We start from the raw sequence: 23,623 nt of genomic DNA, 5'->3' as shown, positions 1-23,623 counted from the left end.
ATAATATGCCTGAAAATCCTATAGCTTCTTTCATAACGCCCCTTAGCAGGTTTACCCGTTATCAACCAACTGTTCCCTCAAACGGGCAGGCAATTCGGGCATAGCCCCATTTTGTGTACATACATAAGCAGAAACCTCAACCGCCAGTTTATGCGCTTCGGCAACCGATTTTCCTTTCAACACGGCTGCCACAAACGTTGCCGTGAAAGAATCACCGGCTCCCACCGTATCAGCTACTTCCACCTTCGGAGTCTCTACAAATGAAATCTCACCCGGAGTAAAGACATAGCTGCCATTAACACCACAAGTAAGTATCAGCATCTTCAAATTATATTTAGCCAGCAGAATCCAACATTTATCCTGCAAATCAATACCGGGATAACCGAACATGCGGCTCACTGTGACCAGTTCTTCATCATTAATCTTCAGAATATTGCATTTTTTCATGGAGTTGCAAAGAATCTCCTTCGTATAGAATCCCTGACGCAAATTCACATCAAAGATTTTGCACTGTCCCTCGCCGTCGGGCATGGTATCCAAGAAACGGTTGATAGTCTCCCGTGAAACGACACTGCGCTGTGCCAATGAACCGAAACATACCGAACGGGTATTACGGGCCAGTTCCTCCAAAGCGGGAGTGAAAGGAATATTATCCCAGGCAACCCCTTCCTTTATATCATACATAGGTACCCCATTAGGATCCAGTTCCACTTGCACAGTTCCGGTGGGATAAGGAACTTTTTCTATCAGATAATTCAATTTCTTGCTATCAAAGTTCTCAAGTATCTCATTACCCAATTTATCATCACCAATCGCACTGACCACACGGCTGTCGAAACCGAATTGTGATACATGATAAGCGAAGTTTGCCGGAGCACCACCAATTTTCTTTCCTTCGGGCAGCACATCCCATAGTGCCTCACCCATTCCTACAATAATGTTATTCATGGTCATTTCTTTATTTTTAAGGTATATAATAACAAGTAAATCACTCCTACAGTCATTACGGCAACAGCGCCGCTTTGTCCCATCGCGTCACTGGCAACTCCCATAGCCAACGGAAATACCGTACCACCGAACAATCCCATAATCATCAGTCCGGAAACTTCATTTTTCTTATCGGGCATCGCAAACAACGCCTGCGAGAAGATAATGGAAAACACATTGGAGTTACCGAAACCAATCATGGCAATACAAATATAAATAATTGTTTCCGTATGGAAAATAAAAAGTCCCGCCATTGCCAGTAACATAAACACTACACTGAGTGCAAAGAAGGACTTCGCAGAAACCTTTTGCAAAATAAATGCTCCGAGAAAACATCCTACCGTACGGAAAATAAAGTAAAGGCTTGTCGCAAAACCGGCCTCAGCCAATGTCATATCCAAACGCTCCATCAATATTTTGGGAGCAGTCGTATTGGTACCTACATCAATGCCCACATGACACATGATGCCAATGAAGGATAGCAAAATAAACGGTTTACCCAACAGAGCGAAACAGGCTTTGAAACCGGATGCCTTATCGGGCTTCTCCTCCTCGATAGGTGTGGAACCCAACAAGGCAATAGCCAAAACAGCTATAACCATATAGACAGGAAACAGCACCCTCCATCCCAATCCGAAAGAAGGAATGGTCTGAGTAGCTCCCCACATGGCAATATAAGGAGCCAGAAAAGAAGCTATAGCTTTTACAAACTGTCCGAAAGTCAATGTACTTGCCAGCTTGTCCCCGGCAATGATATTACTCAACAACGGATTCAAGGACGTTTGCATCAATGCATTACCAATCCCCAACAAAGAGAAGGAAATAAGCATGAGGGTATAGCCGTCTCCAAAAACAGGAATCAATAAAGAAGCAAAAGTGATTATCAAACTCAAAAGGACTGTCTTTTTGCGCCCTATCTTATTCATCAGAACACCCGTAGGTACGGAGAAAATCAGGAACCAGAAAAAGACCAGTGAGGGGAAGACATTGGCTTGCGAATCTGTGAGATCCAAGTCAGCCTTTACATAGTTCGACGCAATCCCCACCAAGTCAACAAACCCCATGGCGAAGAAACAAAGCATCACCGGAATTAATTTGGCATATAGGTTTTTATTGTTATTCATGGCTTTTATTTTTTCATTTTTTATTTCTTCATCTTATTCACCTGACCTATTTATAGACCTAATTTATATATTGTGAAATCTGAGATTTTCATCTCCCCTCCTTCACTATAAAAACGTAAGGAGTTATAAGGTTCATTCGGGAATACCAGATTAGTCATGGCAATGCGACCGCCGTCAACAAACAGTTCCACACTTCCATTATCCACAAACACTTGAACCTTATGTCCTTTCGCGGTGTTTATCGGAGCCCAAGTACCCAAAGCAAAATCATTTTTATAGTTCACCGTCACTTCTTTATACCGAGCATAACTCTCTTCGGTATCCAAATCATGCGGCTTTACCTTCTTGCCAAAGTCTACAATACCGCTTTCCGCCCGATCCATTACCACACGTCCTTCCGCAGCATCCAGATAAATCCTCACTTTCTCACCCAGACTATTCAGCAATTCAAAACCAGCTTCTTTACCTGCCGATGTTAATTGCAGTTCCAGTTCGAAAGCGCCATCATTATTTTCAAAAAGTGTTTCAAAACGCTTCTCACCATTCACTGTAAAGTCATCCAGTTTTTTAGAATCCTTCCGTAAGTTTTCCATCTCTTTTACCGGTGCGGCACTCAGATAAAGCTGCTTGTCCTCACCTGTATACAGACTCAATTCACGTGGCAAAGCATTGGCACTACGGAACTGCTGTATAGGAGTATAGTTAGCATATTGCCAGTTGCTCATCCAAGGAACAGCAACGATACGGTTGTCTGTATTTGAGAAGCAAACGGTGGCATAATGATCTTTTCCCCAGTCGAGCCACTTCACCACCTCGGGTTTCGTATCGCATACAAACCGATGTCCGTCAAAATCGCCTACAAAATACATAGTACCACTGCCTCCATAAACAAATCCCGGATTGATATTTACAATCATCACCCATTTCATCTTAGACCGGTCACCATCTACAGGCAACTGAATGAAATCCGGACATTCAAACTGATTGGGCTGAGGACCAAATCCTTCTCCAAATTCACTCATGTATTCCCACTGCTTCAAGTTTGCAGATGAATAAAAACGCATATTCTTGTCCGCACTGACAATCATAATCCACTTCTGTTCGGGCTCATACCAGAATACTTTCGGATCACGGAAATTCTGTAGCCCGTCAAACGGAGTAAGGACCGGATTTTGTTCATATTTTGTATAAGTGCGTCCATTGTCCGTGCTGTATGCCATACTTTGCACCTGACTCTGTCCACCGGGTACATTACGGTGCGAAGTATAAAAAGCAATAATTGTATTCTCACCGTAGCCTGCGCTGTTATTTTTATCCACAATAGCACTTCCCGAGAAGATATGCCCCAAAGTATCACGGGCAATCGCCGGGTCGAGGTGTTCCCAATGAACCAAGTCTTTGCTCACGGAATGTCCCCAATGCATATTCCCCCACATAGAGCCGTATGGATTATGCTGGAAATAAAGGTGATATTCACCATCTTTATAAACCAGTCCGTTGGCATCGTTCATCCATCCATAAAGCGGAGTGTGATGGTAAAGAGGACGGAATTTATCTCTGTTTGTTGTATCAAATGTATCCGAGACTTTAATGCTGTCCCAACAAAGAGCATCAGCGGCCACATTGCGGATAGTCACCGTAGCGCCCCCCTCACTTTGAGTCAAAGCGAAAGGTACATAATATTCTACACTGTCGATAGCTAGACGAATATCCATTTCAGTATCAGCCGGACTGCCTGTTTCCAATTTCACCTGTCCTTCCTTACTGCCTTCCTGAATCGGAAGCAACAAATATTTAGCGGAATGAGCAATATGCACGATAGTGACTGTATCCCCCTGATGTTCGAACACCAGATTATTTTTTTGTGACTGACAGGAAACTGTGCCTGCTGTAAAGGCTAAACCTAATACAAGGTTAACAAGATTTGTTTTCATGGAATATATGGTATTAAAAGTTTTATTATTAAAATCAGAATGTTATTTTCGCCGCAAATTCTACGGTGAACGGACGGATATAGCTACCTGCCATCCATGCGCCATTATATGCTGCCGCATTTTCCTTATCAACCAATTCCGCCCCCGAGATGCTGCCCTTAGCACCGGTCTGGTTCAAGAAGTTTATCACAGTTCCGCTTAAGGACAGATGTTTGTTTACATTCCAGTTAATTCCACCGAATGTTTCCCAACGACCGTTGAAGTAATAAGCATTCTTGATATTCGCATACGTTTTGCTGAAATAACGGAAACTTGCCCATACCTTCAAGTCTTTGGTAATGTTGTAACTAGGGTCCAGCTCTATCAGCACCTTCGGAATTTCAGTAACGATATTGCCGGTGGCATTGATACCCGATGTTGTCCCGTCACTAAAAGTCACTCCCGTTTCATACTTTTTATACTTCGGGCTTTGGTAAGTGAACAGGAAATGGAAATCAAATCCTTTGAAAGGTTTCACAACTGCATCCGTCGTCCATCCTATTGTTTCAATATCATAACTCAATGCAGCCGCCTTAATATCCTTATCATTATTCGGATTAATCAGGTTCAAGGTAGAGTTGTTGTTAGTCTTGGCAATGTAACTGAATAATGAGGTCAGGCTAATCCAGTCATTATTGAAATAAATACCCGCACGCCCCAAAGGAATCGTAATCTTATCTACATTCGGCATCTCGGCAGGAGCAAAGTTCGACATATTCGGACGCTGGGTATTGTAGGTAAAATCGGCGGTAAAGCCAAATTGTTTCGTCATTTTATAAGTAGCGGCCGCCGTGAAAGCCATGTTCAACCAATCGTAGCTGAAATGACGGGGAGCTATCTTCGTACCATCGGCCGCAACTGCCCCGATATGATAACCGGCAAAGCGGCCTACCGGATTGCCTTCGGCATTATATACCGCCAGGTTCTTTCCTGCCAGACGCTGGTACTCAAAGCGTGCGCCATAATACACATTCCATTGATCAGTGATATCCCAATCGTGAGTAGCATAAAGAGCCAATTTGTTTTCATGTCCTTTGTAATATTCGGAAGCATTCTGGTTCAGATTATAATAAGGAGTATTTCCGTAATGATGAATATCCTTCGTATCGGCGCTGTACAACATTTGGGGATATTCTTCTACCGTATGGTCGTACATGGTAGTGTTCGAAGCATAGTCCACATCATAATACCATTCGTTCACCCCCACACGCCAAGTCATATAATCATACTTCCGCGACAACTCGGTGGTAAAGAAGAATTCATCTATATTCCCCCGGTTGAAACAGGACATACGGCTCTGTACATATCCTTCATAAGGATTCAAAGCTCCATCCAGTCCTTTGGTGCTATAGCCGTCGGCCAATACTTTCTGCTCCATAGACATCGGAGTCTGGTACAGATAGGAGCCCAAAGCATGGTCATACTTCATATTGATTTTCCACTCCAACCCGTTATCCCACCGGTAACGGTTAAGAACCGTCAACTGATTTCCTTTACTGGCCGTAGCATCATACAGACTGATCTTTTTCATCTCTCCGGTACGCATGTCCATATAAACCATATCCGATACATTAGGCAGATAGGAAGAAGTACCGAGACCGAAACCGGGAATCTCCTTCACACTCCCATCGCCTACATAAATAAATGGTGCACCGGTGGTAGCATTGGACAACCAATGGCTGTTGCTGTAATGGTAGATGGCAGAGAGCTGTCCACGTCCTTCATTGTAGAACTTAGTCAAAGCAAACTTATAGATCTGAGTCCGGTCCTGATATTGTGCAAAACGTAGTTTGAACGAACCCGGATCAAAATTCTGATAGATACTGCCGCTGTAAAACCAATCTTTTCCGATGCTTCCATTCAGATTGAAGTCAAATTGCTGTTTACCGAAATGATTGGTGCCGTAGTTCAGCACGCCATTCATTTTCTTCTCTTTATTCAAGCCGAGTTCCGTAAATGAATTGACAGCATAACCTATATTGCCGGTAGTAATCGCTGTTTCGGAAATCTTCAACAATCCGGTATGTCCCAAGCTGCTGTCTCCGCGCCAATGCGTGTTTACATTATGAGGATTCGAATTATATACTACAGGAAGACCATTTTCGAGTACATTCACATCACCACCGGGCAGACCGATAGAGATTTCACGAGGACCATTGGCACTAGCCGCATTCAACATGACATTGCGATTGCCTTCCTCTTTCGAATTAGAGGCCACTTTGGTAGAATCTTGTTGTGCATAACCATTCAAGCAAGCGGCGGCAAGTAAAATAATGACCGCGCCCATCCGGTTCTTTTGCTGATTTTTGTTCATAGCATTAAATGTTTTTAGAAGTTTTTCTGAGGCAAAGGTAGGGGACAGCCGGCAACCTCTATAAAACATTTGTTACAGCTGCTGGCATTTTTGTTTCATTGCAACAAAAGTGACGGATTATGTAACATTTCTCGTGAACCATAGGCCTTTTCACCTCTAAAAACAAGTTCATCCCAATTTTCCTTCAGCCTTCAGTTTTTGCTGTTTTTTCCCCATTTCATCGAAGAAAACACCTGAAGGATTATCCTTCAGCCTACTATCAGCCCGCCTTTAGGCAAGCAAGAGAAAAAAAATCCCAATTCCTCTTTTTCTATCCGAAGTATGCCGGTAATCAGCATAAAACACTTACCTTTACAACAGCACCAACTGAAAAGAAAGACGCCACAATGAAAGGAAAATCCCTCAAACCTTCAAGGGGAACATCTAATTTGCCCGTACAAGCTCTTTTCTCCTATGAATTAATAGGTTTTTCCAGTATGATTAAGTACTTTTGTCCTGAATACTAAGACAGACTCCGATGGCAGACTGTACAATCCACTATAGCAGACCGTACAGTCCACTACAGTAAACCGTACGGTCCATTGCCTGTGTCTATAGAAGTTAATAGAAAGAATCCCCTTAGCGTTCAGCAAGAAACGACTTAATCTCCCTATTAAAAAGCATTAAACATGGCAGCAAAGTATGATTTCAAAACCTCCCCCGACATACAGGGAGAGAAGGAACAGCCCACCCTGTATCCACAAATTGTAGTATCGGGCACAAAAAGCCTGAAAGACCTGGCTAAAGACATTGCCCGGCGTTCCACCGTCCACGAAGGGACCGTCGTCGGTCTGCTATGTGACCTGGAAAGCATTATCGCCAATTACCTGGCAGACGGTTATAACGTAAAACTGGGAGAACTGGGTACTTTCTCGGCCACACTGACTTGCCGCAAGGTAACGGACAAAAGCGAGATACGAGCCGCATCGGTACATTTTGACAACATAAAGTTCAAACCCACCCGGAAATTTCGTAAGGAGGTACGAAGCAAAGGAAAGCTGGAACGGGCAGAATATGGTTTCCGGACCTCCTCCACCCGATATTCAGCAGAAGAACGCTTTGTACGGCTGACGAATTATCTGAAAGAGCACTCCATTATCACTTGCAAGGAATATTGTGCCTTGACAGGGTTGCTGAAAACAAAAGCCGGCAGCGAACTACGCCAATGGAGCAATGAAAAGAAAATAGAAAGAGACGGACGCGCCCCGCACGTGATATACAGGGCGATGCCGGAAAGCTGAAAAGGCGTCCTTTCATTTGCTCCCCCCCCCTCCCGGAACCTTTATTCTTTCCGGGTACGGCTGGTAGCTATGAGATACGCCCCCAGCAGAATCAGCGGCACACTGAGCCACTGCCCTATATTAAAAGTCATATCCGCCTCTTCGGCAACCTGCGGATTCTTCATAAACTCCAGAGCAAAACGAGTGCCAAAAAATATAAGCAAGCTTACTCCGGTTATTAATCCCACTCTTTTTTGTAAATGGTATGTATGGTACATCACCCAGGCAGTTACACCGGCAACCAGGCAATACAGCATTTCATAAATCTGAGTAGGATGGCAAGGCAAACCTTCATACAGCTGATGCCACTCCCGGGAACGGACAAATTCAAATCCCCAAGGCAACGTGGTGGGATATCCGAATATCTCGGAATTCATTAAATTACCCAAACGGATACAGAAGCAGACAATCGCCACAGCAGGTATCATGCGGTCAAACAACCACCACACACTTTTCCGGGTTACTTTTTTTGAATACCACATCAGAGCCAGAATGATGGCAAACACCCCTCCATGACTTGCCAACCCACCTTTCCAAATCTTGAATATTTCAACAGGATGGGCGCTATAATAGTCCCATTCATAAAATAAACAATGCCCCAGACGGGCGCCAATGACCGTACTGACTATGCAATAGACGAAAAGCTTGTCCACCCAGTCTTCCGGATACTTCTCTTTTTTGAATAAACGGCTTACTATTTCATAAGCTAATATGAAACCAAGGCCCCACATCAGCCCATACCAACGCACTTCCCAACTACCTACTTTAAATAAGATAGGATCCACATCCCATACAATACTTGCTATCATTGTTCTATTTCTTTGTTTATGAGCACAAAGGAAATAAAAAAAACTCTTCTCCGAAATAAAACGGAGAAGAGATTTTCAGAATATCGTTCTTTTTGAGGAAACCTCTTTATACCAAATGCGCAATCAGTTCCTCACGGTCGCCGCACAGCAGATCAATTACAGGAACTTCAATCATGGTATAACATCCGGGCTGCTGTTTCATGGAGGCACGTGCCACGCAAACCAGCACCTGTGCGGTAAGAGCCGGATTATTAATCTTCATGTCAAACTCGAACAACTGATTATGGGTCTTGCCCGATACCCCTTTACGAACCAGGTTAACGCCATGACCCACGTCATTCAAATCGTCCACACATGGAACTTGTTTTACATGTGTCTCGTCATTTACAAAATAAGGATCCGACTTGATGGCGGCTTCCACAGTCTTGAAGTCCGCACCTTCCTCCAGTTCCACATACACCATACGGCGATGGATACCGGTACCCACAGGAATAGTCATGGACAAAGCATCCTTCACTCCATCAATGGCACGGACTGCTACGGAATGCCCCATGCTGCGTCCCGGACCGAAATTGGTATAAGTAATGCCCTTCGGAGCGATGGCTTCCAACAGTGTACGAACTACAGAATCGCTTCCCGGATCCCATCCGGCAGAAATAATAGCGACAGCCTTACCGGCCTTTGCCGACTCATCCAATGAACGGCGGAGAGAAGTGATTTGTGTATGAATGTCGAAACTATCTACCGTATTGATACCCATTGCCAGAATCTCTTTAGCATATTTTTCCACGCTACGGGTCGGAGTAGCCAGCACAGCCACATCCACATCTTTCAATTCCTTTATATCTTTCACCACAGCGTATGCTTCCAACTCGGCAGGCTTGTTTTCCGCACCGCTACGACGGACGATACCTGCAATCTCAAAATCGGGAGCAGCTTCCAAAGCCTCCACTACATACTGACCAATGTTACCGTATCCAACCACGGCCGCTCTTATTTTTCTCATCTTTTATTGGGTTTAGTTTACTATTATCTGTTAATTCGCTGCAAAAATAAACATTTTGCCTCATTTTTTTGTTCACTACGACCTAATAATTTAAAAATATTCTTGCCGAACTTATAATTTAAAAGATAGATGTCCTATTTTTGCAAAGAACTGTAAATTTTCAAATGAAACAACCATGATAGAATATATTAAAGGAGACATTGCGGAGATTACTCCGGCAACGGTAGTTTTAGACTGTAACGGGATGGGATATGGCATCAATATCTCATTGAATACGTATTCGGCCATTCAGAATCAGAGCAATACGAAATTATATATTTATGAAGCGATCCGGGAAGACGCCTACGTACTCTACGGATTCTCGACCAAGCAGGAACGGGAGTTATTTTTGTTACTGATTTCCGTATCGGGCATCGGCGGCAACACGGCACGTATGATTCTGTCGGCTTTATCCCCTTCCGAACTGTGCGGAGTAATCAGTTCCGGTAATGACAAGTTATTGAAAACGGTGAAAGGCATCGGCCTGAAAACTGCCCAACGCATCATAGTGGACTTAAAGGACAAGATCGCCACTTCGGGCGTGGAAACAGTGAACAGTGAAATGTTTGCCAATCCGGCCAATACAGAAATTCATGACGAGGCTATCTCCGCACTCACCATGCTGGGATTCGCACAAGCCGCATCACAAAAGGTAGTGGCTGCCATACTGAAAGAGGAGCCTGCCGCCCCGGTAGAGAAAGTGATCAAGCTGGCCTTGAAGCGATTGTAAGGGCTATACATGAAACAAGGGACACGGACAATGCGGACTTTGGGGAATCTTTTCAAAATCCGCTTTGTTTGTGTTCCGATTCACATCACTTCTCTTCCTCCTGTTCCTGCATTTTGCGGGTTACAAACTCTATTTTCAAGTTCGCTTCTTTCTTATCTTTACGGATTTGTTCCATGCCGGACAGGATGCGCGCCAATTCTGTTAATTCTGCAATCGCCTTACGGTCATTGGGTTGCATAGCCGTTTTATAAGTACGGTCTCCGATAAACTGAAGTTGAATATTCTTATCTTTGTTCGCTACAATAAAAGCGATAACGCCGCCGTCTTCCCCCATCTTATAATCGGCCTTCTCGATTGCACGGCCCAAGTCAGTGGTTTCATAGCTGTCTTTCGAGGCGGGAGTTTCGGCAAAGGTATCCCCCACACTCACTTTCACCGCCGTGTGATGCAACGTGCCTCCTGCACAATAAATAGAGGTAAGGGACATTTCCCCCTGCTCGTTCACTTGTCCGCGCAAGAATGAACGGCCTATATTCTTTTCTACCGTCTGGGTAGGATAAAAATAGTTACCCACCTCCTGATATGCAGTATCTTTCTCAAGAACAAAATTACCTTTGACGGAATCCAGCTGAGCTTGTCTCACCACCATCATGCTATCCAGGTAAATCAGACTTTTCTGCTGTTCTTTCAAATCCACCTGCTGCATCAGCTTGACTCCCTGTTTTCTGGCTTCAAACGCTTTCGGATAAAGGATGCGGATACTGTCTATCTGCAATTTGGCCTCATTAAAGTTCTCTTTTTCCAAAGCCGCTTCAGCCTTACGCAAATTTTCTTGCGCTTTCTTCTCGCCGCCATCATCACAACCGGCCAGCAACAAGGCAAATAATGCTACTAATCCTATCTTTTTCATGTACTTGATCGTTTTATATGCAGGCAAAAATACAATTTAATTGCGTGATTTCTCCTTATCCTGCGCAAAAAATCGTAAATTTGCCCCTCTTTAAGATGAATATGGAACTAAAAGAACATTTTAATAATAAGATATTCAAGTTAATCTCCGAAACGGCAGACGAACTGGGATTGGAATGTTACGTTGTAGGAGGTTATGTACGAGATATATTTTTGGCACGTCCCTCTAAGGATATAGACGTTGTAGTAGTAGGAAGCGGAATTGAAATGGCACAAGCCCTCGGCAAGAAGCTGGGACGCGGAGCACACGTTTCTGTTTTTAAGAATTTCGGCACGGCACAAGTTAAATACCATGACACGGAAGTGGAGTTTGTCGGTGCCCGTAAAGAGTCGTACAGCCATGACAGCCGTAAGCCCGTAGTAGAGGACGGCACCTTGGAGGACGACCAAAACCGGCGCGATTTTACGATCAATGCCATGGCAGTGTGCCTGAACAAAGCACGTTTCGGTGAATTGGTAGATCCTTTTAATGGACTGGACGATTTGAAAGAGAGAACTATCCGTACGCCGCTGGACCCGGACATCACTTTCAGTGACGATCCGCTCCGCATGATGCGTTGTGTCCGGTTTGCCACACAACTGAATTTCTATATTGATGACACCACTTTCGAAGCACTGTCACGTAACAAGGAACGCATTCATATTATCTCCAAAGAGCGCATCGCCGACGAGTTGAACAAGATCTTGCTCGCCCCCATACCGTCCAAAGGCTTTATAGAACTGGACCGCTGCGGACTGTTACCTTTGATTTTTCCTGAACTGGTAGCGTTGCAAGGAGTGGAAACCCGGAACGGCCGTGCCCATAAAGATAACTTCTACCATACCTTGGAAGTTGTGGACAATATTTCCAAACATACCGACAACCTATGGCTACGTTGGGCCACTCTGTTGCATGATATAGGCAAGCCACGTACCAAACGCTGGGAACCACGTATAGGATGGACTTTCCATAATCATAACTTTATCGGTGAGAAAATGATTCCGGACCTCTTCCGCAAGATGAAACTGCCCATGAATGAGAAGATGAAATATGTCCAAAAGTTAGTCAGCCTGCACATGCGTCCCATTGTTATCGCAGATGATGTAGTAACTGATTCCGCCGTGCGACGTCTGCTTTTTGAAGCCGGAGATGATATTGACGACTTGATGATGCTGTGCGAAGCGGACATCACTTCAAAAAATGAAGCACGAAAACAAAAATTCCTGGATAACTTCAAACTGGTACGCCAGAAACTGAAAGACCTGGAAGAAAAAGACTGGATACGCAATTTCCAACCTCCGGTAGACGGAGAAGAAATTATGCGGATATTCGACCTGCAGCCCTGCCGTGAAATAGGCAGTCTGAAAAGTTCTATCAAGGATGCCATACTGGATGGAATCATCCCTAATGAACATGATGCTGCTTTAGAACACATGTTGAAGAAAGCAAAAAGCATGGGATTAACACCCAAAAACTTATAAGAAATTGACCATACACTATACCAAAGGAGAAGAGTGGGCCAATACCCTGTCACATGGTGTTGGTATCCTGATAGGTATCGCCGGCGGCGGTTATCTGTTGCTTACTGCCATGAAAAGTGGCAATCCGTGGGCAACAGGTGGCATGTGGCTCTATCTATTCGGTATGCTGTCTTCCTATATCAGCTCCACCTGGTATCATGCCAGCAAACCATCTCCTCACCGCGAAGTGTTGCGCAAATTCGATCATGCTTCGATTTATCTGCATATCGCAGGAAGCTATTCCCCCATCATGCTGATAGCCTTGCGGGAAGCAGATTATTGGGGATGGGGAATTCTTAGTTTCGTATGGCTATGCGCCCTCGCCGGGATCATTCTATGTTTTTGTAACCTGAAAGAACATAGCAACCTGGAAACAATTTGCTATATAGCCATGGGATGCAGCATTTTTGTAGGTTTCAAGCCGCTCTGCCAACATGTACCTCCTGTTTTTATTTATTGGTTAATCGGCGAAGGAGTGTCTTACATCACCGGAGCTGTCTTTTATTCCTTCCCCCAATTGCCCTATATGCACTCTGTTTTCCATCTGTTTGTATTAGGAGGAACAATCTGCCATATGATGGCATTGTGGTACATTTTATAACCCTCCCATCTTCAATAAGTTATCCGTTTTGGAAAACTTTTATTTATTTTTTAAACAGAAAGTTTCCCAAAATGTTATACCTTTGTAGCCGTCCGACAAGGTGAAGTTAACCCCTTCTAAGAGGGAATGCCGTGAAAATCAGCAACAGTACCCGCTGCTGTAATTCTCGTTGAACTGAAACAATATGCCACTACAAAACTATTTGCGGGAAGGCGTTTTAAGGGAGAGATAAGTCAGAAAACCTGCCTGGAAGGACAGCCAAGTTTTTTAAATTAACAATTAATTTTTCCAACAATGAATTACGCTGAGATTTGTATTATTAAGCGTGATGGAAAGCGGGAAGACTTTTCCATCAGTAAAATTAAAAATGCAATCGGCAAGGCATTCCATGCCTCCGGAATTGACAATGAAGACAAACTGATTGCTGAAATTACCATGCGGGTTATCAGCAATTTTGTATCTCCAACCATCAGTGTGGAAGAGATTCAGGATCTGGTAGAAAAGGAACTGATGAAAGTACGTCCCGAAGTGGCTAAGAAATACATTATTTATCGCGAATGGCGGAATACGGAACGCGACCGTAAAACGCAAATGAAGCACATCATGGACGGCATTGTAGCCATCGACAAAAATGATGTCAACCTGAGTAATGCCAACATGTCCAGCCATACTCCCGCCGGACAGATGATGACTTTTGCCTCGGAAGTTACTAAAGACTATACCTATAAATATTTGTTGCCTAAAAAATATGCCGAAGCGCATCAGTTGGGCGACATACATATACATGATTTGGATTACTATCCCACCAAGACTACCACTTGTATCCAATATGACCTGGATGACTTGTTCGAACGCGGCTTCCGCACTAAAAACGGAAGTATCCGTACTCCACAGTCCATTCAAAGTTATGCCACTCTGGCCACCATCATATTCCAGACAAACCAGAACGAGCAACATGGCGGACAGGCTATCCCCGCCTTCGACTTCTTTATGGCGGAAGGGGTACGGAAGACATTTCGCAAACATCTGAAAACTTTAACCGAGTTTTATATAGAAGTAGAAGGAAAAGAACCCGGAACAGAGGCTCTCAAGAAAATTGAAGAGAAAGCATACGCCATGACGCGCAAAGATACACATCAGGCAATGGAAGGATTCATCCACAACCTGAACACCATGCATTCGCGAGGGGGAAATCAAGTCGTATTCAGTTCCATCAATTATGGAACAGACACTTCTCCCGAAGGCCGCATGGTCATAGAGGAACTGCTGAAAGCTACCATCGAAGGCCTGGGTACCCGTGGCGAAGTACCAGTCTTCCCCATACAGATATTCAAGGTTAAAGACGGAGTATCTTATTCCGAAGAGGACTATAAGAAAGCCATGGAAAATTTCGAAGCGGCACTGGAAGGCAACATGGAATTCCAAGCTCCCAATTTCGACTTGTTTCTGAAAGCTTGCCGTACCACCGCAAAAGCCTTGTTCCCTAATTTTATGTTTTTGGATACTCCTTATAACAAAAATGAGAAATGGGATATCAAGGACCCTAAACGTTACCGCTATGAACTGGCAACTATGGGATGCCGTACCCGCGTATACGAAAATGTAGCGGGTGAAAAAAGTTCATTAGGACGTGGCAACCTGTCATTCACCACTATGAATATGCCCCGGCTGGCCATCGAAGCACGCATCAAGGCAGAAAGTCTGGAAGAATCAGGCAAAAAAGAGGCCATAGAAAGAAAAGCAAAAGAAATATTCATAGAAAGTGTACATGCTTTGTCCGAACTAATCGCCGAACAATTGTATGCACGCTACCAGTATCAACGTACAGCCTTGGCACGCCAGTTCCCGTTCATGATGGGGAATGATGTGTGGAAAGGCGGAGGAAAACTTTCGCCCAACGACCAGGTGGGGGATGTATTGCGTCAAGGCACATTGGGGATAGGCTTTATCGGCGGGCACAATGCCATGATGGCTCTTTATGGAGAAGGTCACGCACATAGCCAGAAAGCATGGGATACATTATTCGAAGCCGTTACGGAAATGAATAAAGTGGCAGACGAATACAAACAGAAATATCAGTTGAATTTCTCCGTACTTGCCACGCCTGCCGAAGGACTTTCCGGACGATTCACCCGTATGGACCGCCGCAAATACGGCATCATTCCCGGCGTGACGGATAATGACTATTATGTAAACTCTTTCCACGTAGATGTAAAAGAGCCCATCACCATCACCGAGAAGATAAAACGGGAAGCTCCTTTCCACGCCATTACCCGCGGAGGACATATCACTTACGTAGAACTGGACGGAGAAGCTCAGAAAAATGTAAAAGCCATAGCCAAGATTGTAAAAGTAATGCATGACGAAGGCATTGGATACGGTTCCATCAATCATCCTGTTGATACTTGTCAGGCTTGCGGTTACAAAGGGGTCATTTACGACAAGTGCCCTGTTTGCCAGAGCGAGAATATAATGCGAATGCGTCGCATTACCGGGTATTTGACAGGCGACCTCAGCACTTGGAATTCAGCCAAGCGTGCCGAAGAGCGTGACCGGGTAAAGCATGGATAATCAGCATGAACTTGTTATTTACCTATCCTGAAACAATAGTCGACGGTGAAGGCATCCGCTATTCTATCTATCTAGCCGGATGCCGTCACCATTGTCGCGGTTGCCAGAATCCCGAATCCTGGAACCCATCGGCAGGCACTCCGCTCACACCGGAAAAAATAGAAAAAATTATCTGCGAAATAAATGCTAATCCATTATTGGACGGAATCACCTTTTCCGGTGGAGATCCACTTTATCATCCTCAAGAATTCCTGGCTCTAGTCAAACAGATCAAAGAAGCTACCGGACAAAACATCTGGTGTTATACAGGATATACATTTGAACAAATACAAAACGATGAAATGTTAAAACCGGTACTGGATTATGTGGATGTTATAGTAGACGGACGATTCGAGCCGGATTTGTACTCTCCTTACTTGGAATTTAGGGGAAGCAGTAACCAACGCATCATCCGTGTGCGATAACGCTAAAAGAAATAAAAAAAGGGTGTTTTCTTGATATATATCATGAATTCACCCTTTTTTATGTTTTTCAGCATCTATTTACTTGCTAATATCAAGAAAAGCCGTACCTTTGCAATGTGGTTGTGAAACCAAATATTAAGTTAATAAAGAAAAGAACAAAATTAGGTATTAAGTATTAAGGTAAAGATTTTAATTTAAGGTATTAGATTTAGGTAAAGAAAGATTGATTTAGAAAGGTATTAGCAGCAAGATTTAAGGTAATTAGAAAAAGAAAGTTTTCAGGAAATTAGTTTTATAGGTATTAAAAGAGCTGTTTTTTTAGGTACAAGAGAGAGGATAACGCAACTGAGACGAGAAAGATGAAAAGAACCCCATTATGGAGGGGGGTTCTTCAGGATGTGAGCGGGTTTGATAAGAACTTTCGCTCTTTTTTTATGTCTTTTTTTCACCACGGGAGAAAAACAATATAAAAAACGCAGATTTCCGCAAAGATGATTGATTCAATCTTTGCGGAAATCCGTGCCTATCGGCATTGTTATAAAAATGCCGTGTCCTTTTCTGTCATGCAAACTTAGAACAAGAATCGCATGATATCATTAAAGTTCGCCCAAATGAGCAAGGCAAACAATAGAAACATACCTACCATCTGCGCATATTCCATAAATTTGTCACTCGGCTTACGACGGGCAATGATTTCATAAAGCAGGAATAATACATGTCCGCCATCCAATGCCGGAATAGGCAGAATATTCATAAACGCAAGGATGATTGACAGAAAAGCAGTCATTTCCCAAAAACGATGCCAATCCCATACTTTCGGAAAAATACTTCCTATCGTTCCAAAACCACCTACACTCTTGGCTCCTTCTTTGGTGAACACATATTTCATATCGTTCACATATCCTTTTAATGTATTTACTCCTAATTGTACCCCTGCAGGAAAAGATTCAAAGAATCCATATTCACGGGTAGTTTCTTTATAATCGGCCAATGAAAGAAATGTTGCCCCCACTCTAAACAGTGAGTCCGTATGCACGGTAACCGTATCACGCAATCCTCCACGAGAATAAACCATTTGCATAGCAACTCCTTTATCTCCGGTAGTTTCCGCATCAGCCTGCATATTATCTAGTTTTTCCACCAATGCATTCCATGAGTTCAACATTTCACCGTTGACCGCAATCAAACTATCTCCCTTCTGTATACCGGCCTTATCCAAGCCACCGCCCGGTATCACCGAGTCAACAACATTAGGAACTAACGCCGTAACAAACATCGGATCATCCTTTGCTATATCCAACAAGCTGATCTCAGGCATATATACTTCGGTTTCCTTTCCATCGCGCGATACAGTCACTGTACGTGCCTCAGCAATATCACGAAGCATATCCATCCCGAAACGCTCCAATGGTTTTTCATCTGCGCGAAGGAGAATATCACCGTCACGGAAGCCTATTTCCCGAGCACGCTCATTAAATTTCATACCATGAGTCATGTCTTGCAGCGACACAAAAGAATCTCCCCAATGGAATAAAATCATGGAATAGATGAAGATAGCCAGCAAGAAATTCATCAAGACACCACCCACCATGATAAGCAGACGCTGCCAAGCCGGTTTTGAACGAAATTCCCATGGTTTAGCAGGCTGTTTCATCTGCTCGGTATCCATAGACTCGTCTATCATACCCGAAATTTTCACATATCCCCCCAAAGGCACCCAGCCAATACCATATTCCGTATCACTGTTCTTCGGTTTGAATTTGAACAAAGAAAACCACGGATCAAAAAATATGTAGAACTTCTCTACTCTTACTTTAAAAAGACGTGAAAAAAGAAAATGTCCTCCCTCATGAATAATGACCAATAATGAAAGGCTCATTATCAATTGAAGGGCACGAATCAAAAATGTTTCCATCTAGCTATTTACTATTTTATAATTTATAATTAACATAATTCTCTGTCAACTACCATTTAAGATGACAAAAGGGATAACGCTACCCGACGTGCCTCAGTATCAGTAGCCACATAGTCTTCATAAGTCGGTTCCTTGATATAAGCAACTTTACCCATAGTCCGTTCTATGACATCACTCATACCCAGGAAAGATATTTTGTCTTTCAGGAAAGCATCCACCACCACTTCATTAGCTGCATTCACTATACAGGGCATATTTCCGGCCCGATACAAAGCCTCGTATGCCAATGCCAAATTACGAAAACGTTTAGTATCAGGCTGTTCAAAAGTCAGGTCTGTTATACGGGCAAAATCCAACCGTTCGAAAGAAGATTTCACACGCTCCGGATACGAAAAAGCATATTGAATAGGCAAACGCATATCGGGCATGCCCAATTGCGCTTTCACGGCCCCATCCTCAAACTGCACCATAGAATGAATGACAGATTGTGGATGAACTACCACTTCAATTTGCTCCGGACGCATTCCGAATAACCATTTAGCCTCAATCACTTCAAACCCCTTGTTCATCATGGAAGCCGAATCAATGGTTATCTTCGCTCCCATCTCCCAATTGGGGTGCTTCAAAGCTTGTGCTTTGGTCACTGTTTGCAACTGCTCCATAGTATAAGTACGAAACGGCCCTCCTGAAGCTGTCAAGATCACTTTCTCCAACCGGTTATTTATTTCCAGGCACTGGAAGATAGCCGAATGTTCCGAATCCACGGGAAGTACAGATGTATGGTACTGATTTGCCAGTGCATTAATCAACTCTCCGGCCACAACCAGCGTTTCTTTATTAGCCAAAGCAATAGCTTTACCTGCCTTTATCGCATTTATAGTAGGACGCAATCCGGCATAACCTACCATAGAAGCCAGTACAATGTCAATAGGCTGTGATTCCACAATTTGAGAGAGCGCATCCGCTCCTGCATATACTTTGATAGGCAGATCACTCAACGCCTCTTTCAATTGAAGGTATTTTTCCTCATTGGCTATCACTACCGCCTCGGGCATGAACTTACGGGCTTGTTCTATCAATAAATCGACCCTGTTATTGGCTGTCAGCGCATAGGCCTCATATAAATCAGGATGTTCCTCTATTACCTGTAAAGCCTGTGTACCGATAGAGCCGGTAGAACCTAATATCGCTATTTGTTTTTTCATAATGTTGTTAAAATACAATGTATTTTGAGGGATCAATCGCACGTCCCTTGTGCCACAATTCGAAATGCAGATGCGGTCCGGTAGTTTTTTCACCGGTATTTCCTACCAATGCAATAGCTTCACCACCTTTCACCGGATCGCCTTCTTTCTTTAATAACGAACCACAATGTTTATATACCGACACAAAATCCTGTCCGTGCTGTATCTGAATAACATAACCGGTTTCTGCTGTATAAGTAGACAAAATCACTGTTCCATCCAATGTTGCCAACACACTTTCATTTGGATTAGCGGCAATATCCACTCCGTAATGCCTGTTCTCCAAGTCAAAATTAGAAGACATCATGCCACGTGTAGGACGATAAAAAATCAATCCGGAAGCGGCATTATTATCATCAACAGCCGTCAGATTATATCGTTCTGATTCTTCATATTGCTTGCGAAACTCTTCTTCCTGCCTGGTACGTTCCATCAAAGAATCAGAACGAAGAATGGTCAGAGAGTCGATAGATTGGACTGTATCAGCTTTTACTTTCCCGCTAAATATATCCTGAATATTCATGATATACATATTCTGCCTCGTCACCACTTGTTGCAATGAATCGGCCCGCAAGGCATTGGTCACCACCTGCGCACGTACCTCACTGTTCATATATCCCGGCAAATAATTACGTAAAGGAGTAAAAACAATGATAGTTGCCGAAATCAGGAAAATTACCGTTACGGCAGACAGCAATACAGACACACCATTGAGTTTGGAAACGTGTAGTCCCACAATCTCCTCCAACGTATTTTCATTGGTAATGGTCAGTTTATACTTAAACTTGAAATTATGCCAAAATGCTTTCCTTCCTTTTTTCTTCATCGTGCGCACCTTCTATATTTATATCAAGCCATCAGGTACTTCGACCGTCAGCAAACGCTTTTTCTTATCCAATTTGGTGATAAATTCCTCGTGGGCAGGCAGCAAAAGTTCCTCACCACCTTTCTCAATGGCAAAAAGGACATTCATCGTACTGTCATCCACCGCCACAATCTCACCCAACTCACCATGATTCACATCTTCTACCTTAAAACCAATAAAATAGTTCCAAGTAGGTATATCATCCGAATCTTCCTCCTCACCGACATATTTCTTCGGGAAATAAACCTCTACATTCGTAAACATACGGGCCTTTTCCGAGGTATCCACCCCTTCCAGTTTGACTAAAGCAGTGGTATCTGAACGAAAACGATACTCTTCAATAAAGAAAGGCACGAAGATACCGTCTAACAAACAGACCAAATACTCACATTCCACACGGTCAAAAATATCATCCGTAAAAGTGAATGAGATTTCTCCTTTTACTCCATGCGGCTTGTTGAATATACCAATCTTGAAAACTTCATCTTTTTTAATCATGATTGATTTCTCTAAATTCTAGTAATACGTGCGCCAAGCGCATTCAAACGCTGGTCTATATTCTGATATCCCCGGTCTATCTGCTCTATATTGTGTATGCGACTGGTACCGTCGGCACTCATTGCCGCTATCAGCAAAGCGATACCGGCACGAATATCGGGTGAAGTCATATTTCCGGCACGAAGCTGGAAATTACGGTCATGCCCTATTACAACGGCACGATGAGGGTCACATAATATAATCTGTGCTCCCATATCTATGAGCTTGTCCACAAAGAACAGGCGGCTTTCAAACATTTTCTGATGAATCAGTACACTGCCTTTCGCCTGTGTAGCCACCACCAGTACCACACTGAGCAGGTCGGGAGTCAACCCCGGCCAGGGAGCATCTGCTATGGTCATAATAGAGCCATCAATAAACGATTCTATCTGATAATGTTCCTGCTCGGGGATAAATAGATCATCCCCCCGCTGTTCCACTCTAATACCTAAACGACGAAAACTTTCTGGAATAATGCCCAAATTTTCATGTGATACATTCTTAATGGTAAGCTCACTTCCTGTCATAGCTGCCATTCCGATAAAACTACCTACTTCAATCATATCAGGCAACACCCGATGAGTACAGCCATGCAGACTTTCCACTCCTTCAATAGTCAGCAAATTAGATGCAATACCGGAAATCTTCGCCCCCATGCTGTTCAACATACGACAAAGTTGCTGCAGATAAGGTTCACAAGCTGCGTTATAAATGGTCGTTTTGCCCTTCGCCAGGACAGAAGCCATCACAATATTAGCCGTACCGGTAACCGAAGCTTCATCCAGCAACATATAAGTACCTTCCAAATGCTTTGCGCAAATACTGAAAACACTTCGTTCCTCATCATAATTAAAACAGGCTCCCAACTTCTGAATACCGATAAAGTGAGTGTCCAAACGCCGACGGCCAATCTTGTCACCGCCCGGCTTTGAAATCAAAGCCTTTCCAAAACGGGCAACCAACGGACCAACCAACATGACTGATCCACGCAGACTGGAACATTTCTTTAAGAATTCATCACTCTCCAAGTAGTTCAAATCCACAGTGTCAGCTTTAAATGTATACGAATCAATTCCTGTTTTTGATACCTTGACGCCCATATCACGTAACAACTGAATCAGGTTGTTCACATCCAGAATGTCCGGAATATTAGTCACTGTCACTTCTTCCGAGGTCAACAGAGTGGCACAAAGGATCTGTAACACTTCATTTTTAGCACCTTGCGGGTGTATTTCGCCGTGCAATTTATGTCCTCCTTCAATTACAAACGAAGCCATGGTATCATTTTTTAGGAATTAATATTTCTTTCTTTGATTGTTGTTTTGTTGCGGTCTGCGCTGATTGTTATTCTGTTGTGGCCTGCGTGGAACATAAACACGTTGCTGCTCATTCAAATGCAAGTCTTCAGGGGTCAGATTAATCACTCCCTTAGAGTAATCGCGAAGATCATCCAAGATTTTCTGATCCTCCACCCCGTCTTTGTTCCAGTTCAGGAAGCATTTCTTCATGTGGTTTGCAATCAGGCTGATCAGCTGCTTTTTCTCCTCACCTTCCGGATAGTCCACTGCCTTTTTAATCATGTTCTCCAAAATACGTCCATAATGACGGTAACGGATTCCATTATGCGGATAAGGCAACATATCGGGTTTCACCTCCAGGCTTTCTTTCTTCACAATTTCATACGGATAATCAATATCCAGCTTAAAATCGGCCATAATAGCCAAATGATCCCATAATTTATGTTTGAAATCGGGCACATCCCGCAAATGCGGAAACATACCGCCCATAATGTTGATAATCGTGTTCGCACAACGTTGGCGCTCAGCTCTGTCCTCGATGGTCAAGGCGTGATCTACCATGTTCTGTACACTTCTGCCATATTCAGGAAGGGGTAAAGTTCGTTGTTGAGTATTATACTCCATATATTTAAAATTTATGATTTATGCACTAATTTGTTCATCGGCTGTTACAAAAGCTTTTTGGGTTTGGAAGCTACAAACTCTTTCAAATAGAAAGGCTCAAAATAAGCCACATCCTTAAAGTTCTGTCTTACCATTTCCTTTTCTGCCAATGGAAACATCCATTTACCTAACGGACGGATGTCATCAATAAAATGAGCATTGGGATGAGTAATCTGCCCACGGCATTTGGCTGCACCGTTACCAAAAAAATAGACCGGATGTTCATTCAGAAACTCCAAATAGGAATGCTCATCAACAATATCGGCAGCTATTTCCCTTTTTACGCTCAATGCGCGGTCATAAACAGCTGCATAGACTTCCATGCGACGTGCATCTATCATAGGACAGAGCAAGGCATCCTCAGGCAAATCGTGATGTAACAACACCGGCACACACAATACCTCCAATGTCGGCAGACCGATAAGTGGCAAATTACGTCCATAGCAAATACCCTTCGCCATAGAGACACCAATACGCAACCCTGTGTACGAGCCGGGCCCGCAACTCACAGCCACTGCATCCAACGGCATACCATGACTGTCGACAAACGACAAAGCCTCATCTACAAATACGCCCAGCTGCACGGCGTGTGAAGGTCCTTTCAAATCCTCTTTGGAGAACACCGCCAATCCATCCTCACTGACGGCAACAGAGCAGGCCTCTGTTGAAGTTTCAATATGCAAAATACACGACAT

At 43.6% G+C, this 23,623-nt stretch carries 20 protein-coding genes and 1 riboswitch; of the genes, 6 read left to right on the top strand and 14 right to left on the bottom strand.

Annotated features, from left to right (window positions below; all coding sequences use genetic code 11):
* Positions 1-51: 51 nt before the first annotated feature.
* From GKD17_RS02050 to GKD17_RS02035, 4 genes are read right to left on the bottom strand one after another with little or no spacing between them, the layout of a single operon-like run.
* A complete protein-coding gene (locus GKD17_RS02050; RefSeq protein WP_007842209.1) occupies positions 52-948 on the bottom strand; it encodes a carbohydrate kinase family protein in 897 nt (298 codons plus the stop codon).
* Between the two features lie 2 nt (positions 949-950).
* Complete coding sequence (locus GKD17_RS02045; RefSeq protein ID WP_007831372.1) at positions 951-2,111, bottom strand: MFS transporter; 1,161 nt, start codon at positions 2,109-2,111, stop codon at positions 951-953.
* A gap of 50 nt (positions 2,112-2,161) precedes the next feature.
* The gene (locus GKD17_RS02040) at positions 2,162-4,045 is read right to left on the bottom strand and encodes a DUF4980 domain-containing protein (RefSeq protein ID WP_007831370.1); all 1,884 of its coding nucleotides are present in this window, start codon (positions 4,043-4,045) and stop codon (positions 2,162-2,164) included.
* Positions 4,046-4,079: 34 nt separating this feature from the next.
* Positions 4,080-6,398, bottom strand: a complete 2,319-nt coding sequence (locus GKD17_RS02035) for a TonB-dependent receptor (RefSeq protein ID WP_007842207.1) — start codon at positions 6,396-6,398, stop codon at positions 4,080-4,082.
* Positions 6,399-7,066: 668 nt separating this feature from the next.
* Between GKD17_RS02035 and GKD17_RS02030 the strand changes: the two genes are divergently transcribed.
* On the top strand, positions 7,067-7,678 hold the full coding sequence (locus GKD17_RS02030; RefSeq protein WP_007831355.1) for an HU family DNA-binding protein: 612 nt from the start codon (positions 7,067-7,069) through the stop codon (positions 7,676-7,678).
* A gap of 41 nt (positions 7,679-7,719) precedes the next feature.
* Here the strand turns inward: GKD17_RS02030 and lgt are convergent, their stop codons facing one another.
* Together lgt and GKD17_RS02020 are read right to left on the bottom strand one after the other, a co-directional pair.
* Positions 7,720-8,526 carry a prolipoprotein diacylglyceryl transferase gene (gene lgt, locus GKD17_RS02025; protein WP_007831353.1) on the bottom strand — a complete coding sequence of 269 codons (807 nt, stop codon included), beginning with the start codon at positions 8,524-8,526 and terminating at the stop codon, positions 7,720-7,722.
* A 106-nt stretch (positions 8,527-8,632) separates the two neighbouring features.
* Entirely contained in the window at positions 8,633-9,532 is a 900-nt protein-coding gene (locus GKD17_RS02020) for a diaminopimelate dehydrogenase (RefSeq protein ID WP_007831351.1), read from the bottom strand.
* A 175-nt stretch (positions 9,533-9,707) separates the two neighbouring features.
* On the opposite strand from GKD17_RS02020, the gene ruvA reads away from it, so the two are divergent.
* Positions 9,708-10,301: a Holliday junction branch migration protein RuvA gene (gene ruvA, locus GKD17_RS02015; protein ID WP_007831349.1), complete on the top strand. Its 594-nt coding sequence runs from the start codon at positions 9,708-9,710 to the stop codon at positions 10,299-10,301.
* 85 nt (positions 10,302-10,386) lie between these two features.
* Here ruvA and GKD17_RS02010 read toward each other — a convergent pair whose 3' ends face one another.
* Positions 10,387-11,211, bottom strand: coding sequence for a hypothetical protein (locus GKD17_RS02010; RefSeq protein WP_007831347.1), 825 nt, complete (start codon positions 11,209-11,211; stop codon positions 10,387-10,389).
* Between the two features lie 17 nt (positions 11,212-11,228).
* On the opposite strand from GKD17_RS02010, the gene GKD17_RS02005 reads away from it, so the two are divergent.
* From GKD17_RS02005 to nrdG, 4 genes are all read left to right on the top strand, one after another.
* Entirely contained in the window at positions 11,229-12,731 is a 1,503-nt protein-coding gene (locus GKD17_RS02005; protein WP_007831345.1) for a CCA tRNA nucleotidyltransferase, read from the top strand.
* A 4-nt stretch (positions 12,732-12,735) separates the two neighbouring features.
* Positions 12,736-13,371 (top strand): PAQR family membrane homeostasis protein TrhA, encoded by a 636-nt coding sequence (gene trhA, locus GKD17_RS02000; RefSeq protein WP_007831343.1) that lies wholly within the window; start codon positions 12,736-12,738, stop codon positions 13,369-13,371.
* 81 nt (positions 13,372-13,452) lie between these two features.
* Positions 13,453-13,635, top strand: a riboswitch (cobalamin riboswitch).
* 30 nt (positions 13,636-13,665) lie between these two features.
* Entirely contained in the window at positions 13,666-15,942 is a 2,277-nt protein-coding gene (locus GKD17_RS01995; protein ID WP_007831341.1) for an anaerobic ribonucleoside triphosphate reductase, read from the top strand.
* 5 nt (positions 15,943-15,947) lie between these two features.
* The gene (gene nrdG / locus GKD17_RS01990) at positions 15,948-16,406 is read left to right on the top strand and encodes an anaerobic ribonucleoside-triphosphate reductase activating protein (RefSeq protein WP_007831339.1); all 459 of its coding nucleotides are present in this window, start codon (positions 15,948-15,950) and stop codon (positions 16,404-16,406) included.
* A 571-nt stretch (positions 16,407-16,977) separates the two neighbouring features.
* Here the strand turns inward: nrdG and rseP are convergent.
* The 7 genes from rseP to tsaB are packed head-to-tail and all read right to left on the bottom strand — an operon-like array spanning position 16,978 to position 23,623.
* Positions 16,978-18,321 carry an RIP metalloprotease RseP gene (rseP, locus tag GKD17_RS01985; protein ID WP_007831337.1) on the bottom strand — a complete coding sequence of 448 codons (1,344 nt, stop codon included), beginning with the start codon at positions 18,319-18,321 and terminating at the stop codon, positions 16,978-16,980.
* 56 nt (positions 18,322-18,377) lie between these two features.
* The gene (locus tag GKD17_RS01980; RefSeq protein ID WP_007831332.1) at positions 18,378-19,526 is read right to left on the bottom strand and encodes a 1-deoxy-D-xylulose-5-phosphate reductoisomerase; all 1,149 of its coding nucleotides are present in this window, start codon (positions 19,524-19,526) and stop codon (positions 18,378-18,380) included.
* Positions 19,527-19,533: 7 nt separating this feature from the next.
* Positions 19,534-20,391, bottom strand: coding sequence for a M23 family metallopeptidase (locus GKD17_RS01975; protein ID WP_005839236.1), 858 nt, complete (start codon positions 20,389-20,391; stop codon positions 19,534-19,536).
* Positions 20,392-20,409: 18 nt separating this feature from the next.
* Positions 20,410-20,928: a ribosome maturation factor RimM gene (gene rimM / locus GKD17_RS01970; protein ID WP_007831330.1), complete on the bottom strand. Its 519-nt coding sequence runs from the start codon at positions 20,926-20,928 to the stop codon at positions 20,410-20,412.
* A gap of 11 nt (positions 20,929-20,939) precedes the next feature.
* Positions 20,940-22,244, bottom strand: a complete 1,305-nt coding sequence (murA, locus tag GKD17_RS01965; protein WP_007831327.1) for a UDP-N-acetylglucosamine 1-carboxyvinyltransferase — start codon at positions 22,242-22,244, stop codon at positions 20,940-20,942.
* Positions 22,245-22,262: 18 nt separating this feature from the next.
* Positions 22,263-22,889, bottom strand: coding sequence for a DUF4290 domain-containing protein (locus tag GKD17_RS01960; RefSeq protein WP_007831325.1), 627 nt, complete (start codon positions 22,887-22,889; stop codon positions 22,263-22,265).
* A gap of 44 nt (positions 22,890-22,933) precedes the next feature.
* On the bottom strand, positions 22,934-23,623 hold the full coding sequence (gene tsaB / locus GKD17_RS01955) for a tRNA (adenosine(37)-N6)-threonylcarbamoyltransferase complex dimerization subunit type 1 TsaB (protein ID WP_007831323.1): 690 nt from the start codon (positions 23,621-23,623) through the stop codon (positions 22,934-22,936).

The sequence above is a fragment of the Phocaeicola dorei genome (assembly GCF_013009555.1).
Lineage (GTDB): Bacteria > Bacteroidota > Bacteroidia > Bacteroidales > Bacteroidaceae > Phocaeicola > Phocaeicola dorei.
The sequence above is the reverse complement of the archived record's forward strand: the minus strand, read 5'-3'. Positions and strand labels throughout refer to the sequence as shown.